Origin of the sequence: Streptomyces sp. NPDC047706, from assembly GCF_043204795.1 — a bacterium.
GTDB lineage: Bacteria > Actinomycetota > Actinomycetes > Streptomycetales > Streptomycetaceae > Streptomyces.
This window is the reverse complement of record NZ_JBIDCW010000002.1, coordinates 38,359-54,202: the sequence shown is the minus strand read 5'-3', so window position 1 is coordinate 54,202 and position 15,844 is coordinate 38,359. Positions and strand designations below refer to the sequence as shown.

Annotated in this window: 15 protein-coding genes and 1 tRNA gene; 7 read left to right on the top strand and 9 right to left on the bottom strand. The window is 69.0% G+C overall.

The genetic code is table 11. The annotated features are described in order from the left end of the window. Window positions 1-66 precede the first annotated feature (66 nt). From ACGF8A_RS02130 to pknB, 4 genes are all read left to right on the top strand, one after another. Window positions 67-1,602, top strand: a complete 1,536-nt coding sequence (locus ACGF8A_RS02130; protein WP_393103828.1) for a Stp1/IreP family PP2C-type Ser/Thr phosphatase — start codon at window positions 67-69, stop codon at window positions 1,600-1,602. A gap of 27 nt (window positions 1,603-1,629) precedes the next feature. Further along, entirely contained in the window at window positions 1,630-3,069 is a 1,440-nt protein-coding gene (locus tag ACGF8A_RS02125; RefSeq protein ID WP_393103266.1) for an FtsW/RodA/SpoVE family cell cycle protein, read from the top strand. Next, entirely contained in the window at window positions 3,066-4,538 is a 1,473-nt protein-coding gene (locus ACGF8A_RS02120; protein WP_393103264.1) for a peptidoglycan D,D-transpeptidase FtsI family protein, read from the top strand. The genes ACGF8A_RS02125 and ACGF8A_RS02120 overlap by 4 nt, the downstream gene beginning before the upstream one ends. A 171-nt stretch (window positions 4,539-4,709) precedes the next feature. Next, the gene (pknB, locus tag ACGF8A_RS02115) at window positions 4,710-6,707 is read left to right on the top strand and encodes a Stk1 family PASTA domain-containing Ser/Thr kinase (RefSeq protein WP_393103262.1); all 1,998 of its coding nucleotides are present in this window, start codon (window positions 4,710-4,712) and stop codon (window positions 6,705-6,707) included. A 75-nt stretch (window positions 6,708-6,782) separates the two neighbouring features. Here pknB and ACGF8A_RS02110 read toward each other — a convergent pair whose 3' ends face one another. Genes ACGF8A_RS02110 through ACGF8A_RS02085 form a run of 6 tightly spaced genes read right to left on the bottom strand, consistent with a single transcriptional unit; the run spans window position 6,783 to window position 11,089 of the window. After that, window positions 6,783-7,538: a class E sortase gene (locus tag ACGF8A_RS02110; RefSeq protein WP_393103260.1), complete on the bottom strand. Its 756-nt coding sequence runs from the start codon at window positions 7,536-7,538 to the stop codon at window positions 6,783-6,785. Window positions 7,539-7,551: 13 nt separating this feature from the next. Then, complete coding sequence (locus ACGF8A_RS02105) at window positions 7,552-8,748, bottom strand: class E sortase (RefSeq protein ID WP_393103258.1); 1,197 nt, start codon at window positions 8,746-8,748, stop codon at window positions 7,552-7,554. Then, window positions 8,745-9,383 (bottom strand): aminodeoxychorismate/anthranilate synthase component II, encoded by a 639-nt coding sequence (locus tag ACGF8A_RS02100; RefSeq protein ID WP_393103256.1) that lies wholly within the window; start codon window positions 9,381-9,383, stop codon window positions 8,745-8,747. The genes ACGF8A_RS02105 and ACGF8A_RS02100 overlap by 4 nt, the downstream gene beginning before the upstream one ends. Then, window positions 9,380-9,541, bottom strand: a complete 162-nt coding sequence (locus tag ACGF8A_RS02095; protein ID WP_103813562.1) for a hypothetical protein — start codon at window positions 9,539-9,541, stop codon at window positions 9,380-9,382. The genes ACGF8A_RS02100 and ACGF8A_RS02095 overlap by 4 nt, the downstream gene beginning before the upstream one ends. 54 nt (window positions 9,542-9,595) lie before the next feature. Further along, window positions 9,596-10,288 (bottom strand): class E sortase, encoded by a 693-nt coding sequence (locus ACGF8A_RS02090; RefSeq protein ID WP_393103254.1) that lies wholly within the window; start codon window positions 10,286-10,288, stop codon window positions 9,596-9,598. Between the two features lie 21 nt (window positions 10,289-10,309). Next, on the bottom strand, window positions 10,310-11,089 hold the full coding sequence (locus tag ACGF8A_RS02085) for a DUF881 domain-containing protein (RefSeq protein WP_393103252.1): 780 nt from the start codon (window positions 11,087-11,089) through the stop codon (window positions 10,310-10,312). A 142-nt stretch (window positions 11,090-11,231) separates the two neighbouring features. Here ACGF8A_RS02085 and crgA point away from each other — a divergent pair, with 142 nt between their 5' ends. After that, window positions 11,232-11,486 carry a cell division protein CrgA gene (gene crgA / locus ACGF8A_RS02080; protein ID WP_393103250.1) on the top strand — a complete coding sequence of 85 codons (255 nt, stop codon included), beginning with the start codon at window positions 11,232-11,234 and terminating at the stop codon, window positions 11,484-11,486. Window positions 11,487-11,811: 325 nt separating this feature from the next. On the opposite strand, the gene ACGF8A_RS02075 is transcribed toward crgA, so the two are convergent. Further along, window positions 11,812-12,696 (bottom strand): rhomboid family intramembrane serine protease, encoded by an 885-nt coding sequence (locus tag ACGF8A_RS02075; protein WP_393103248.1) that lies wholly within the window; start codon window positions 12,694-12,696, stop codon window positions 11,812-11,814. A gap of 189 nt (window positions 12,697-12,885) precedes the next feature. Further along, window positions 12,886-13,419 carry a peptidylprolyl isomerase gene (locus tag ACGF8A_RS02070; protein ID WP_393103246.1) on the bottom strand — a complete coding sequence of 178 codons (534 nt, stop codon included), beginning with the start codon at window positions 13,417-13,419 and terminating at the stop codon, window positions 12,886-12,888. Window positions 13,420-13,737: 318 nt separating this feature from the next. Between ACGF8A_RS02070 and ACGF8A_RS02065 the strand changes: the two genes are divergently transcribed. After that, window positions 13,738-14,451, top strand: a complete 714-nt coding sequence (locus tag ACGF8A_RS02065; protein ID WP_393103244.1) for a DUF5324 family protein — start codon at window positions 13,738-13,740, stop codon at window positions 14,449-14,451. Between the two features lie 589 nt (window positions 14,452-15,040). On the opposite strand, the gene ACGF8A_RS02060 is transcribed toward ACGF8A_RS02065, so the two are convergent. Next, window positions 15,041-15,113 (bottom strand) — tRNA-Ala (locus ACGF8A_RS02060). A gap of 182 nt (window positions 15,114-15,295) precedes the next feature. Here ACGF8A_RS02060 and ACGF8A_RS02055 point away from each other — a divergent pair. Next, a complete protein-coding gene (locus ACGF8A_RS02055) occupies window positions 15,296-15,844 on the top strand; it encodes a helix-turn-helix domain-containing protein (RefSeq protein ID WP_393103242.1) in 549 nt (182 codons plus the stop codon).

Sequence of the window (15,844 nt, the reverse complement as noted above, 5' to 3'; positions counted from 1 at the left end):
GACCGGAGGGTGGGCAGTGTGGCTCGACACGACCGGCTGTACCCGGAGCCGACGGGCGAGGTGCGCATGAGTCTGTCACTGCGCTTCGCCGCCGGTTCGCACAAAGGCATGATCCGGGAGGGCAACGAGGACTCCGGATACGCCGGTCCCCGCCTGCTCGCCATCGCCGACGGCATGGGCGGCGCCGCGGCCGGCGAGGTCGCCTCCTCCGAGGCGATCTCCACCATCGTCCAGCTCGACGACGACATCCCCGGCTCCGACGTCCTCACCTCGCTCGGCGCGGCCGTCCAGCGGGCCAACGACCAGCTGCGCCAGATGGTCGAGGACGACCCGTCGCTGGAGGGCATGGGCACCACCCTCACCGCCCTGTTGTGGACCGGTCAGCGGCTCGGCCTGGTGCACGTCGGCGACTCGCGCGCGTACCTGCTGCGCGACGGTGTCCTCACGCAGATCACCCAGGACCACACGTGGGTGCAGCGCCTCGTCGACGAGGGCCGGATCACCGAGGAGGAGGCCACCACCCACCCGCAGCGCTCCCTGCTGATGCGGGCCCTCGGCAGCGGCGACCACGTCGAGCCCGATCTGTCGATCCGCGAGGTGCGGGCCGGCGACCGCTATCTGATCTGCTCCGACGGCCTGTCCGGCGTCGTCTCCCACCAGACGATGGAGGAGACCCTCGCGAGCTACCAGGGCCCGCAGGAGACCGTGCAGCAGCTGATCGAGCTGGCGCTGCGCGGCGGCGGCCCCGACAACATCACCGTCATCGTCGCGGACGTCCTCGACCTCGACACCGGTGACACCCTGGCCGGCCAGCTGTCCGACACCCCGGTCGTGGTCGGAGCGGTCGCCGAGAACCAGAACCACCTGCACGACAACGGCATCATGCAGACCCCGGCCGGCCGCGCCGCCGGGCTCGGCCGGCAGGTGCCCGGGCAGGGCGGCGGGGGCGGCGAGTTCGGCCCGCCCGGCTCCGGCGACACCACCGGCTACATCCCGGCTGACGGCTTCGGCGGATACAGCGACGACGACTTCGTCAAACCGCGGCCCCGGCGCCGCTGGCTGAAGAGGTCCTTCTACACCGTCCTCGCGCTGGCCGTCATCGGCGGCGGTCTGTACGGCGGCTACCGCTGGACGCAGACCCAGTACTACGTCGGCACCAACGACGAGCACGTCGCGCTGTACCGGGGCATCAGCCAGGACCTGGCCTGGGTCTCGTTGTCGAACGTCGAGAAGGACCACCCCGAGATCGAACTCAAGTACCTGCCGCCCTACCAGCAGAAGCTGGTCGAGGCCACCATCGCCGAGGGCGGGCTGAAGAACGCCCGGGCGAAGATCGACGAGCTGGGCGTGCAGGCCTCCGCGTGCAAGAAGGAGGCGCAACGACGCGCCGCCGAGAGCGAGAACAGCGCGCGGACCGGCCAGGGAGAGGCCGGCGGTACCACGGGAACCACCCGCACCTCCCTCACGTCCAAGGCCACGCCGACCCCGTCGGCCACCGGATCCCCGTCCCCGACCCAGTCCGCGACCGCGCCCACTCCCAGCCCCGGCCCCAGCCTCTCGGAGGAAGAGCAGAAGGTCGTCTCGCTGTGCGGTAAGCAGTAGGCAAGCCGTGAGAGGCCCCGTCACACGATGAGCAGTACTTCCAATCCGTCGACGCAGCACACGTCCACGATCGGCTCGATCGGCACGCCGAGCCGGCGCAACACGGAGCTCGGGCTCCTGGTGTTCGCCGTGCTCATCCCGGTCTTCGCCTACGCCAACGTCGGCCTCGCCGTGAACGACGAGGTACCGGCCGGCCTGCTGGGCTACGGGCTCGGCCTCGGCCTGCTGGCCGGCGTCGGCCATCTCGTCGTCCGCAAGTTCGCGCCGTACGCCGACCCGCTGCTGCTGCCGCTGGCCACCCTGCTCAACGGGCTGGGTCTGGTCGCCATCTGGCGGCTGGACCAGTCCGAGCTGCTGCAGGACATCGGCCAGGCCGGCACCGCCGCCCCGCGCCAGCTGCTCTACACGGCGATGGGCATCGCGCTGTTCATCGTGGTGCTGATCTTCCTCAAGGACCACCGCGCCCTGCAGCGCTACACGTACATCTCCATGGTCGGCGCGCTGTTCCTGCTGCTGCTGCCGCTGGTTCCGGGCCTCGGCCAGAACATCTACGGCGCCAGGATCTGGATCAACGTCGGCGGATTCTCCATCCAGCCGGGTGAGTTCGCGAAGATCGTCCTCGCGGTCTTCTTCGCCGGCTACCTGATGGTCAAGCGGGACGCGCTCGCCCTGGCCAGCCGCCGCTTCATGGGTCTGTACCTGCCGCGCGGCCGCGACCTCGGCCCGATCCTCGTGGTCTGGGCGATGTCGATCCTGATCCTGGTCTTCGAGACCGACCTCGGCACGTCGCTGCTGTTCTTCGGAATGTTCGTCATCATGCTGTACGTCGCCACCGAGCGGACCAGCTGGATCGTCTTCGGTCTGCTGATGTCCGCGGTCGGCGCCGTCGGCGTGGCCTCGTTCGAGCCGCACATCCAGCAGCGCGTCGACGCCTGGCTGGACCCGATGCGCGAGTACACGCTCTCCCGCCAGGGCGTCGGCGGGCACTCCGAGCAGGCCATGCAGGCACTGTGGGCGTTCGGCTCCGGCGGCACCCTCGGCACCGGCTGGGGCCAGGGCCACTCCGAGCTCATCCGGTTCGCCGCCAACTCCGACTTCATCCTCGCCACCTTCGGCGAGGAGCTGGGCCTCGCCGGTGTGATGGCCCTGCTGCTGCTCTACGCCCTGATCGTGGAACGCGGCGTGCGCACCGCCCTCGCGGCCCGCGACCCCTTCGGCAAGCTGCTCGCCATCGGCCTGTCCGGCGCCTTCGCCCTCCAGGTGTTCGTCGTCGCCGGCGGTGTGATGGGGCTCATCCCGCTGACCGGTATGACGATGCCGTTCCTGGCCTACGGCGGCTCCTCCGTGATCGCCAACTGGGCCCTGATCGGCATCCTGCTGAGAATCAGCGACACCGCGCGCCGCCCGGCGCCGGCCCCCGCCCCCAACCCCGACGCCGAGATGACCCAGGTGGTCCGCCCGTCATGAACAAGCCCCTGCGCCGGATCGCGATCTTCTGCGGACTGCTCGTCCTGACGCTGCTGATCCGCGACAACTGGCTCCAGTACGTCCGGGCGGACGAGCTGGCCTCCGACACCGACAACCGCCGTGTGGCGATCGAGCGCTACGCCACCCCGCGCGGCGACATAATCGTCGACGGCAAGGCCATCACCGGCTCCAAGCGGGCCGCCAGCGGCGACTTCGAGTACGTCCGCACCTACAAGGACGGCCCCATGTGGGCACCCGTCACCGGCTACGCCTCCCAGGCCTTCGGCACCAACCAGCTGGAGAACCTGGAGGACGGGATCCTCACCGGCAACGACGACCGGCTGTTCTTCCGCAACACCCTCGACATGCTCACGGGCAGGAAGAAGGCCGGCGGCAACGTCGTCACCACCCTCAACACGGCCGCGCAGAAGGCGGCGTACGAGGGCCTGGCCAAGCGCGGCAAGGGCGCCGTGGTGGCGCTGGACCCGGAGACCGGGGCGATCCTGGCGCTGGCCTCCTACCCGTCGTACGACCCCTCGACGATCGCCGGGTACTCCGACGACGACCAGAAGGCCTGGAACAAGCTCCAGAAGAAGGACGACGCCGACGACCCGATGCTCAACCGGGCGCTGCGCGAGACCTACCCGCCGGGCTCGACCTTCAAGGTCGTCACCGCCGCGGCCGCCCTGGAGCACGGCCTGTACCCGGAAGCGGACTCGCCCACCAAGACGCCGCTGCCGTGGACCATGCCCGGTACCACGACCGAGCTGAAGAACGAGGGGACCATCCCCTGCAAGAACGCCACCCTCCGGGTCGCCCTGCAGTGGTCCTGCAACACCGTCTTCGGCAAGGTCGGCTCCGACCTCGGCAACGACAAGATGCTGGAGACGGCGAAGAAGTTCGGCTTCACCGAGGAGCAGTTCACGCCGGTCCGCTCCAACGCCTCGGTGTTCTCCGAGGACATGGCTCCCTCCGAGGTGGCGCTGTCCTCGATCGGCCAGTTCAACACTGCCGCGACCCCGCTGCAGATGGCCATGGTCGCCTCCGCGGTCGCCAACGACGGCACGCTGATGAAGCCGTACATGGTCGACAAGCTCCAGGCGTCCAACGTCGACACGATCGAGCAGACCGAGCCGGAGGAGCTGAGCAAGCCGCTGTCCTCGGACAACGCCCAGATCCTGCAGTCGATGATGGAGACGGTCGTCGACAAGGGCACGGGAAGCAAAGCGAAGATCGACGGCGTGACCGTGGGCGGCAAGACCGGTACCGCCCAGCACGGCGTCGACAACAGTGAGAAGCCCTACGCCTGGTTCATCTCGTACGCCAAGCTGGACGACGGCAGCTCGCCGGTCGCCGTGGCCGTGGTCGTCGAGGACGAGGCGGCGGACCGTGGCGACATCTCCGGCGGCGGCCTCGCGGCACCCATCGCGAAGAGCGTGATGGAGGCGGTCATCCAGAGCAAGCAGTGAGAGCCCCGTCACGTCGCCTTCACATTGATGCACGTTGCGATACCGGTCCTGTATCAGCTGACGGGCTTGGCCAGGTCATACAAAGCGAGCCGGGTACGGTAGGCCCGGACGGCAGTCTCCGGCCGCACCACATGCCGGCCGGGACCGACGGAGAGGGCTGGTAGGTAGCTTATGGAAGAGCCGCGTCGCCTCGGCGGCCGGTACGAGCTGGGTCATGTGCTCGGCCGTGGTGGCATGGCGGAGGTCTACCTCGCGCATGACACCCGCCTCGGCCGCACCGTGGCGGTGAAGACGCTGCGCGCGGATCTCGCGCGCGACCCGTCGTTCCAGGCCCGCTTCCGCCGGGAGGCCCAGTCGGCCGCCTCGCTCAACCACCCCGCGATCGTGGCGGTCTACGACACGGGCGAGGACTACATCGACGGGGTCTCGATCCCGTACATCGTCATGGAGTACGTCGACGGCTCCACGCTCCGTGAGCTGCTGCACTCCGGCCGCAAGCTGCTGCCGGAGCGCGCCATGGAGATGACCATCGGCATCCTCCAGGGCCTGGAGTACGCCCACCGCAACGGCATCGTCCACCGCGACATCAAGCCGGCGAACGTCATGCTGACGCGGGGCGGCCAGGTCAAGGTCATGGACTTCGGTATCGCCCGCGCCATGGGCGACTCCGGCATGACGATGACGCAGACCGCCGCCGTGATCGGCACCGCCCAGTACCTCTCCCCGGAGCAGGCCAAGGGTGAGCAGGTCGATGCGCGCAGTGACCTGTACTCCACGGGCTGCCTGCTGTACGAGCTGCTGACGGTCCGCCCGCCCTTCGTGGGCGACTCCCCCGTCGCCGTCGCCTACCAGCACGTACGGGAAGAGGCGCAGCCGCCGTCGGTCTTCGACCCCGAGATCACGCCGGAGATGGACGCGATCGTCCTCAAGGCGCTGGTCAAGGACCCGAACTACCGCTACCAGTCGGCCGACGAGATGCGTGCCGACATCGAGGCATGCCTCGACGGCCAGCCGGTCGGGGCCACGGCGGCGATGGGCTCGGTCGGCTACGGCGGCTACCCCGACGACCAGGCGACCACGGCTCTGCGCTCCGACGGCCACGCGGGCGCGACGACCCTGCTTCCGCCGGCCAACCCGGACGACGGCGGTTTCGGCTACGACGACCGCCCGGACCGGCGGCGCCAGAAGAAGTCCAACACCTCGACGATCCTGCTGGTCGTGGCCGCGGTGCTGGTCCTCGTGGGCGCCATCCTGATCGGGCGCTGGGCGTTCGGCGGGGACGGGGTGAGCAACGACAAGGTCGACGTGCCGAACTTCGTGGGCCTGACCCAGGAGGACGCGGAGCAGCAGGCGACCAACTCCGATCTTCAGCTGTCCGTCAGCAGCAAGCCCTGCGAGGACCAGAAGAAGGGCAACGTCTGCGACCAGGACCCGCCGCGGGGCACGAAGGTCGACAAGAACACGTCGATCAACGTGGTGGTGTCCACGGGCGCGCCGAAGGTCGCGGTGCCCAACGTCATCAACGAGAACGTGGACGACGCCACGTCCAAACTCGAGGGCGACGAGTACGAGTTCAAGGTGAAGACGGAGACCCGCGAGTCCTCGGACGACCCGGGCACCGTCCTGGAGCAGGACCCGGTCTCCGGCAAGGAGGTCGAGAAGGGCTCCACGATCACCCTGATCATCGCCAAGGCCGAGGAGAGGGCGACCGTCCCGAACGTGGCCGGCCAGACCTGTGACGACGCCAAGAAGCAGCTGCAGGACAACGACCTCACCGGCAACTGCACCGACGTGCCGGTCACCGACCCCAACCAGGACGGCAAGGTCATCGAGGTCACGCCGCCCGCCGGTTCGCAGGTCGACAGGAACTCGACGGTGAACCTCAAGGTCGGCAAGCTCCAGCAGAAGACCAAGGTGCCGAACGTCGTCGGACAGCGGGTGGGTCAGGCGAAGCAGATCCTGAACGCGGCCGGCTTCACCAACATCCAGTTCGAGGGCGGCAGCGACCAGGGCGACGGCGCGTTCGTCACTGCGCAGAACCCGCCGGGTGACCAGGAGGTCGACGACCCGGGCGCCACGCAGATCACCCTGCGCACCGTGGGCCTCCCCGGCAACAACGGTGGCAACGGAGACGGCGGCGGCATCTTCGGAGGCAACGACGGCGACTGACCGCCACCACGTCCTACGACGGAGCCCCGGCAACCCTCTGAGGGTTGCCGGGGCTCCGTCGTACGTCCCGTGCGGCTAGGGCCGGCGCAGTTCCTCGGGAGGGGTCCGGTCGCCGTCGACCTTCTCCACGCGGTCCAGCTCGCCCCAGACGACGTACCGGTAGCGGCTGGTGAAGACCGGGGTGCAGGTGGTCAGGGTGATGTACTTGCCGGCCTGCTTGCGCCCGGACTCCTCGGGGATCGCGTCGAGGACCTTGACGTTGTACTTCGAGGTCTCGGGAAGGACGGCGTAGACCTTGTAGACGAACCACCTGTCCATCGTCTCGAAGACGATCGGGTCGCCCTTCTTCAGCTTGTGGATGTCGTGGAACCTGGCGCCGTGGCCGTCGCGGTGGGCGGCCAGCGAGAAGTTGCCGTTCCTGCCGCTGGTGGGGAGGGTCGCCTTGACGGGATCGGTGTAGTAGCCGGCGACGCCGTTGTTGAGGAGATCCGTCGACGTGCCCTTCTTGATCAGGATCTCGTCCTTGTTCATCGCGGGCACGTGCAGGAAGCCGATGCCGTCCTTGGTGTCCAGCCGGCCGGGGCCGGAGGACTCGGAGGTGGCCCATGTGTCACGGACCTTGTCGCCGTCCTGGTGCGCCTTGCGGTCGGCGAGGACGTTCGTCCACCACAGCGAGTAGACGACGAACAGGCCGAGCACGAGGCCCGCGGTGATGAGGAGTTCACCGAAGACGCTGACCGCCATGGCGATCCGGCTTGGCCCCCGGCGCCTTGGCCCGGGCGCCTCGGGGGCGGTGCCGGTGTGCTCTTCACGATCGGTGGTCGCTGCCACGTGTCATCTGCCCTTAACTGACGAGCGCATCCGGCTTGCCCTTGCTGCGCGGCCGTTCCTCGACCATCTTGCCCCAGACGATCATCCGGTACTTGCTGGTGAACTCCGGTGTGCACGTCGTCAGGGTGATGTAGCGGCCGGGCTCGGTGAAGCCCGACCCCGGCGGGACCGGTTCGAGCACGCTCACGTTGCTCGGTGAGGTCACCGGCAGGATCGAGGCCATGTCGTAGACGTAGTACCTGTCCTGCGTCTCGACGACGATCGGATCGCCCGGCTGCAGCCTGTTGATGTACCGGAACGGCTCGCCGTGCGTGTTGCGGTGGCCCGCGAGCCCGAAGTTGCCGGTCTTGGCGTCGGGCATCGCCGTCTTCAGCGCGCCCTCGGCGTAGTGCCCGACCATGCCCCGGTCGAGCACCTTCTTGCTGTTGATGCCCTCGGCGATCGGCACGACGACGTCCAGCTTGGGGATGTGCAGCAGCGCGAAGCCCTGACCCGGTTCGAACGTGCCGGGGTTGCGCTTGCCGTTCGCCCAGTCGTCCTGGAGCTGGCTGGCCTCGTTGCCGGCCTGCGCGTGCGCCCGGACGTTGGTCCACCACAGCTGGTAGGTGACGAAGAGGAGCATCAGCACACCGGTGGTGATGAACACCTCGCCTATCAGCCGGCTGGCGACGACCGCGGCACCGGGCTTGCGCTCCCGCGCGAGCCTGCGCGCCTCGACACGGGAGAGCGGGCGGCCACCGCCACCGCCGGCGTCCTGTGCCCCCTCCGCGGGCGGGCCGGAGCGCCCGGCGGGGTCGGCGTGTCCGCCATGACGCCCGTGGCGGCCCTTGGCGGCCTTTCTGCGAGCCGCACGTCCGCCCGTGGCAGCTCCGGTGGCATGGGCGGCTGCTGGGGTTCCTGTGGCCCCTGTGACGTCTGTGGTTCTCGCGGCCCGCCTCCCGGTGCCGTGCCGGGCTGCCGCGGAGCCTGTGCCACGCCCCGGCGGCTCCGGTATCCGCAGGGCCATCGTCTCGTCGTCCGCAGGAGCCCCGCCCAGCAGTGCCTCGCCCGGAGGGACATCGCCCACCGGTGCCGGGTACGGCTGCTGCCCGTACCAGTCCCCGAACGCACCCGCCCCCTCGTACGGCTGCTGCCCGTACGAGGAGCCCTGGTCACCGGCGTCGCCGTACGCGGCGGCCCCGGACTCGCGCTCAGGGCGCAGCGCGGTCACGCCGTGGCCCTGCCCACCACCGGGGCGAGCCCCGCCGACCTCGTCACCGCGCCCTCGTCACCGCACTCCGTCAGCCAGTTGGCCAGCATCCGGTGGCCGTGCTCGGTCAGCACCGACTCGGGATGGAACTGCACTCCCTCGACCGGGAGTTCGCGGTGCCTGAGGCCCATGATGATGCCGTCGTGCGTGCGCGCGGTGACCTCCAGCTCGGCCGGCACCGTGGGCGGCTCGGCGGCCAGCGAGTGGTAACGGGTCGCCGTGAACGGCGTGGGCAGGCCCGCGAAGACACCCTTGCCCCCGTGCTCGACGAGCGAGGTCTTGCCGTGCAGCAGCGCGGGGGCGCGGTCCACGACACCGCCGTACGCCACCTGCATGGACTGCATGCCGAGGCAGACGCCGAACACGGGCACGCCGGTCGCGGCGCAGTGCCGGACCATGTCGACACAGACGCCGGCCTGCTCGGGCGCGCCGGGGCCGGGCGACAGCAGCACGCCGTCGAAGCCGTCGCCCGCGTGCGAGGTCGAGACCTCGTCGTTGCGCAGGACCTCGCACTCGGCACCCAGCTGGTACAGGTACTGGACCAGGTTGAAGACGAAGCTGTCGTAGTTGTCGACGACGAGAATGCGCGCGCTCACTGGTTGTCCACCGTCACATCGTTGAAGGGCAGCAGTGGTTCGGCCCAGGGGAAGACGTACTGGAACAGGACGTAGACCACGGCCAGGATCAGTACCAGTGAGATCAGCGCCCTGACCCACGCGTTCCCCGGCAGATGCCGCCAGATCCAGCCGTACATGCCGTCCCTTCCGTCGCACCACGGCACCAGAAACTCACGCCGTACTCCACCAGACTAACGGCGCAGGGCGGCTGGTTTCCCGGCCTCCACAGGCTGTGTGGAATCCAGATGCGCCCAGACGATCAGACGATGGCTGTGGCCCCACTCCGGTTCGCAGGTCGTCAGGGTCAGATAGCGGCCCGGACGGGTGTACCCCGAATTACGTGGCAGCGGCTCGATCACCTCGACGTCCGTCGGAACGGTCTTGTACGGCCCCTTGTCGATCCGGTACGTGAACCAGGTCGTCCCGTCCGTCAGCACCACCGCGTCACCGGGCCTCAGCCGCGGGAAGTCCTTGAAGGGATCACCGTACGTCCGCCGGTGCCCTGCGACGGAGAAGTTGCCCTTCTGCCCGAGCTGTGCGGTCCCGGCGTAGTGCCCGAGGCCCTTCTTCAGGGTGCTGGTGCCGGTGCCTTCGAGGACGGGCTTGTTCCACGTGAAACCAAGCCGCGGGATGTACATGATCGCGAAGGCCTGTCCGTCCCGGTACGCCGCCGGCTTCGGCGGCGCCGCGGTGCCGGAGGTGTCCGCCGGTGCCGTCGTGCGCACACCGCCCTTGGCCCACTGCTCCTGGAGCTGGTCGATCTCGTCGTCCATGACGGCGTCGGCCTCCACACCGGTCCAGAACAGGACGTGCACGACGAACAGCACGATCACGGTCCCGACGGTCAAGCACAGCTCGCTGACCGTCCTGATGACTGAGCGCACCGGCGGCTCCTCGCAAGGGGCTCACTCCATGGGCTGGGCGTACCGCAGATCCACTGTGCCCGAGTAGCCGGGCAGAGTCACCGTCCCGTTCTCCTCGACTTTCCAGCCGAGCCCGTAGACGTTGACGTAGACCATGTAGTTCTGGATCGCCTGGGAGGCGGTGAGCGCCTTCTGGAGCTTCTCGGGGTCACCGACCGCCGTGATCTTGTACGGCGGTGAATAGACGCGGCCCTGGAGGATCAGGGTGTTTCCCACGCAGCGCACGGCGCTGGTGGAGATCAGCCGCTGGTCCATGACCTTGATGCCCTTGGCGCCCCCCTGCCAGAGGGCGTTCACGACGGCCTGCAGGTCCTGCTGGTGGATGACCAGGTAGTCGGGCTGGGGCTCGGGGTAGCCGGGAAGCTTGGCCGTGGCGTTGGGCGGGGCGTCGTTGAGCGTCACCGTGAGCGCCTCACCGGTGAGCTTCTGGGTCCCGGCCTCCTTCTCCAGGGCGGCGAGCTTGTCGTCCTCCGCCTTGGTGCTGCCGTCGTCCCGCTCGGCCAGGGTCTCCACGTCCTCGCGCAGGGCTGCGTTGGCCTCGTCCAGCTCCCCGTTGTTGCGGCTGCGCTCATGGATCAGGTCGGAGAGCTTCAGCAAGGACGCGTCCGTGCGGATGTTGGTGCCCTTGGCCGTGTGGAAACTCGTGAAGAAAATGAGGCCCGCGAGAGCGAAGACAGCCACTGTGAGGAGCCGCACAGGCCGGAAGGCCCATCGGCGCCCAGCGCTGGATCCCGTCCCGGGGGAGTCGGCAGAATTGCTCAACGTACCCTTATCTCCTTCGGCGCCACGGAAGCACTACGCTAACGGACGGCCGGGGGAGCGCTCAGTGTCCCCTTGTACGCTGCCCCGAGCCCGACCCACGTTCCCTGCGCGGCCACGCAGCGCATCGACAGGAGAGACCCTCGTGCCGAAGTCACGTATCCGCAAGAAGGCCGACTACACGCCGCCGCCGTCGAAGCAGGCGACCAGCCTCAAGCTGAACAACCGCGCCTGGGTCGCCCCGGTCATGCTCGCGCTGTTCCTCGTGGGCCTGGCCTGGATCGTCGTCTTCTACGTGACCGACAGTTCGCTGCCCGTCGAGTCGCTGGGCAACTGGAACATCGTGGTGGGCTTCGGCTTCATCGCGGCCGGGTTCGGCGTCTCCACGCAGTGGAAGTAGCCGCTCTCCGCCCGGTGGACAGGCCCGTCGAAGGGCGGACCACCGGGCGGTGAACGGAGTTCTGCCCATGGCTATCCGCTGAGTTATCCACAGCCCGGGGAGAATTTCCACACCTGACCTGGGGAAAAGACGACGATCTGTGGATAACCCATCGACCGTTGACGCCGGTACGACCGTCACACGATCCCTCGAAAACATGTTCGCCCCCTGCCCGACCTGCGGAAATTCCGGTCACCGGCAGGGGGCACATACGTTCCCGCACAGGGTGCACAAGATCCGCCACACGCTGTGGACAACCGCCCGGCTCAGTGGATAACCCGCCGGCTCAACTGAGCTGCGCCGTGCGCAGCAGCGTCACCCCGACGACCACGGCCAGCACCAGCGCACAGACGCCGTACTGCACCAGAGCCCGGCGCTCGCGCGGGGCGTGCACCATCGCGTAGCCGATCACCAGACCGCCCGCCAGCCCACCGATGTGTGCCTGCCAGGCGATGTTGCTCACCGTGAACGTGAAGACCAGGTTGATCGCCAGCAGCGCCAGCACGGGCCGCAGGTCGTAGTTGAGGCGGCGCATCAGCACGGCGGTCGCACCGAAGAGGCCGAAGACCGCGCCGGAGGCGCCGAGCGAGGCGGTCGTGGGCGCCTCCAGCAGATAGGTCAGGGCGCTGCCCGAGAGGCCGGAGATCAGGTAGAGCGCCAGGAAGCGTGCCCGGCCGAGGGCCGCCTCCAGGGGAGCGCCGAGCCACCAGAGGCTGAGCATGTTGAACGCGATGTGCCAGATCGCCTCGTGCGAGAACATCGAGGTCACCAGGCGATACCACTCGCCTTCCGCCACTCCCTCCGTCGGCCCCCAGGGCGCCGGGGGCCACTCGCCGATCAGCACCAGGCTGCTCAGCACCGACGGGCGGGCCTGGATGAGGAGGAACACCGCGAGGTTGATCCCGATCAGGATCTTGGTGAGCAGCCGGGGGTCGGCAACGACCGTGCCGCCCGCGATGGTGCGGGGACGTGAGGCATTCGGCGCGTGGCCGGTGCCGACGGCACCACGGACGCATTCGGGGCACTGGAAGCCGACCGAGGCGCTCACCATGCACTCCGGGCATATCGGGCGCTCACAGCGCGTGCAGCGCACGCCGGTCTCGCGGCCCGGGTGGCGATAGCAGACAGGCGCGCTCTGCGCGTCCGGCTGGCTGCCCTGCGCCTGGTCCATGAGCTTCCCCTAAGTCGTGGTGGCACTGCGAAGCCCCGCTGCACCGCAACGCCCCGCTCATCTTTACGGACGAGCGGGGCGTTTGGTTCCCCTCCGGGAGGTCCCGGGCCCCTCACCGGGGCGCGGCCTCGGCACCGGCAGGGCCAGGCCCGCGCCTGATCACGCGGGCCTCGCGCGAACTCGCGGGACTCAGGCCTCGCGGGACTCGACGACGACCGACTCGATGACGACGTCCTTCAGCGGGCGGTCGGTGCGCGGGTTGGTCTGCGCGCTCGCGATGGCGTCCACGACCTTCTGGCTGCCCGCGTCCACGACCTCGCCGAAGATGGTGTGCTTGCGGTTCAGCCACGCCGTCGGGGAGACGGTGATGAAGAACTGCGAGCCGTTGGTGCCCGGGCCGGCGTTCGCCATGGCCAGCAGGTACGGCTTGTCGAACTGCAGGTCGGGGTGGAACTCGTCCCCGAACTGGTAACCCGGGCCGCCCGTGCCGTTGCCCAGCGGGTCCCCGCCTTGGATCATGAAGCCGCTGATGACCCGGTGGAAGACCGTGCCGTCGTACAGCTTGTCCGTGGACTTCTGACCCGTCTCGGGGTTCGTCCACTCCCGCTCGCCCTTGGCGAGCTCGACGAAGTTCTTGACCGTCTTCGGCGCGTGGTCCGGGAACAGCCGAACCGCGATGTCGCCGTGGTTGGTCTTCAGGGTGGCGTAAAGCTGCTCAGCCACGATCTGCCTTCCGTTGTCTTCCTGTGACCCCACGATCCTCGCACGGTCCACGCCCGGCGTCGCCCGACGCCCTCCCACAGCAGCGATTCCGGGCGATTCGCTTGCGAAATTCCGGCCGAGTCGCCCCGGGACACAAGCGCAGGGCGCCGATCCGTGGCATTGTCGACGACAAGCTCATGTTGTCCCTTATTCATCCGCTATTGCACCGGAATCGTGACCCGGATGCCCGCCCTCGCATGCCGCATCGCTCTCCGACATGCATGATCCGTAAAAGGGTGGAAAGTCGAAATACCGTACGCCACCGAGGAGGAGGAACCCGTGACCCGCATTGACAGCGTGCGCGCCGCGACCGGCTCGGCGAAGGACAGCGTGCTGCACGCCGCGGAAGTGGTGGCGCCCTACGCCGACACGGCCAAGGACCGGGCCGCACACTACGCACACGAGGCACGCGTACGGCTCGCGCCCAAGGTGTCGCAGGCCACCGGGCAGGCCCGCGTCCAGTACGCGTCGCATCTCGCGCCGCACCTGGAGCAGGCCCGCTACCAGGTCCGCACGCATGTGCCGCCGAAGGTCGACCACGCCGCCCACGAGGCCGCCGTCCGCGCCCGCGAGGCCGCACGGCAGGCCGCAGACTACTCCCGGCCGAGGATCGAGCAGGCAGTCGCCGCGGCCGGACCCGTCAAGGACGAGGCAGCGGCCCGGGGCGCCGCCGTGCTGGCCGCGCTGCGCGGGCAGATCTCGCCCGAGGAGATCCACAAGCTCGTCCGCAAGCACGAGCGCCGGGCCAAGGCCGGCCGGGCCATGAAGGTGATGGCCATCGCCGCCGTCGTCGCGGGCGGCGCCTTCGCCGCCTGGAAGTGGTGGGACAAGCAGGCCAACCCGGACTGGCTGGTCGAGCCCCCCGCGGCGACCGAGGTCTCCGAGTCCGGCCGGCTCACGTCGGTGGACGGCAGTGGCCAGTCCGTCCTCGACCCCGAGGTACAGGTCAAGGAGGCCGAGGAGGAGGCCGCGGACCGCGACGACCGCGGCTGAGCCGGACTCGCCTGAACGGCTGTGGGGCGGGTGACCTGAGGGTCACCCGCCCCACAGCGATGTTTCACGTGGAACCAACAGCGTTGTGCGGCGGGGGACTTGCCTGCCGCTGCGACGTTCACACACCCGCGGGGCGGGCAGTGATCACGAATGCAATGCCGAACGAGGCTCGTGCCTCGTCACAGTGTGACTGCGATGGGCAGCGGGCGTCGTTTGCGCAAAGGGGGCCACTCGGTGGCCTCGACTTACTGTTCCGGGTCGGACGCCGGGCTCGCCTGGACTCGGTCGGCTGGGAGGCGGGTGCCGAGGGTTGGGTGCCGAGGGCGGGTGCGCAGTGAGTGGGGGCGGCCGCGGTGGGGTCGGGTCGGGGGCCGGGCACTGTGCGAGCCGGTCCGGCCGGGATGCTCACCGGGACTGGTCCGGCAGTGGCAGGGGCGGCGGCAGTGACGGCGGCACTGGCGGTAGCACTGGCACAGGCACAGGCAATGACGGTGGGGGGCGAGGCGGCGACCGGCACCCTGCCGCCCGACCGTGCGGACGAAAAAGCCCTCCGAACCGCGTTTCCGCAGTTCAGAGGGCTTCCGTGTTGTGGAGCCTAGGGGAGTCGAACCCCTGACATCTGCCATGCAAAGACAGCGCTCTACCAACTGAGCTAAGGCCCCGAGTAGGGGACATCCGCCGGAAGTACCGCGTACCGGCAGGCGCCGCAGACCAGAGTAGCGGGTCACCCCCGGTATCTCGCAAAAAGATTGGGGGGTCCCCGTGAACGACCACTCTCCGTAAGATGCTCGGCGTGGTTCGCTACAGCGAACCGCCGTTTTAGGGGAAGCGATGGGGAGACGCAATGGACGCCGCACAGCAGGAAGCCACCGCAAGAGCGCGGGAACTGCAGCGGAACTGGTACGGGGAGCCGCTGGGGGCGCTCTTCCGTAAGCTCATCGACGATCTTGGGCTCAACCAGGCTCGTCTCGCGGGGGTGCTGGGACTGTCCGCACCGATGCTGTCCCAGCTGATGAGCGGTCAGCGGGCGAAGATCGGCAACCCGGCCGTGGTCCAGCGGGTGCAACTGCTGCAGGACCTGGCCGCGCAGGTGGCGGACGGCAGCGTGAGTGCGGCCGAGGCCACCGACAGGATGGACGAGATCAAGAAGTCCCAGGGGGGCTCGGTGCTCAGCAACACCACGCAGACGACGAACAGTTCGGGAGCGCCGACGGTCAAGCGGGTGGTGCGTGAGATTCAGTCCCTGCTGCGCTCGGTGGCCGCCGCGGGAGACATCATCGACGCCGCGGACACCCTCGCCCCGACCCACCCGGAACTGGCAGAGTTCCTCCGGGTGTACGGCGCCGGCCGCACTTCCGACGCCGTCGCGCACTACCAGTCGCACCAGAGCTGA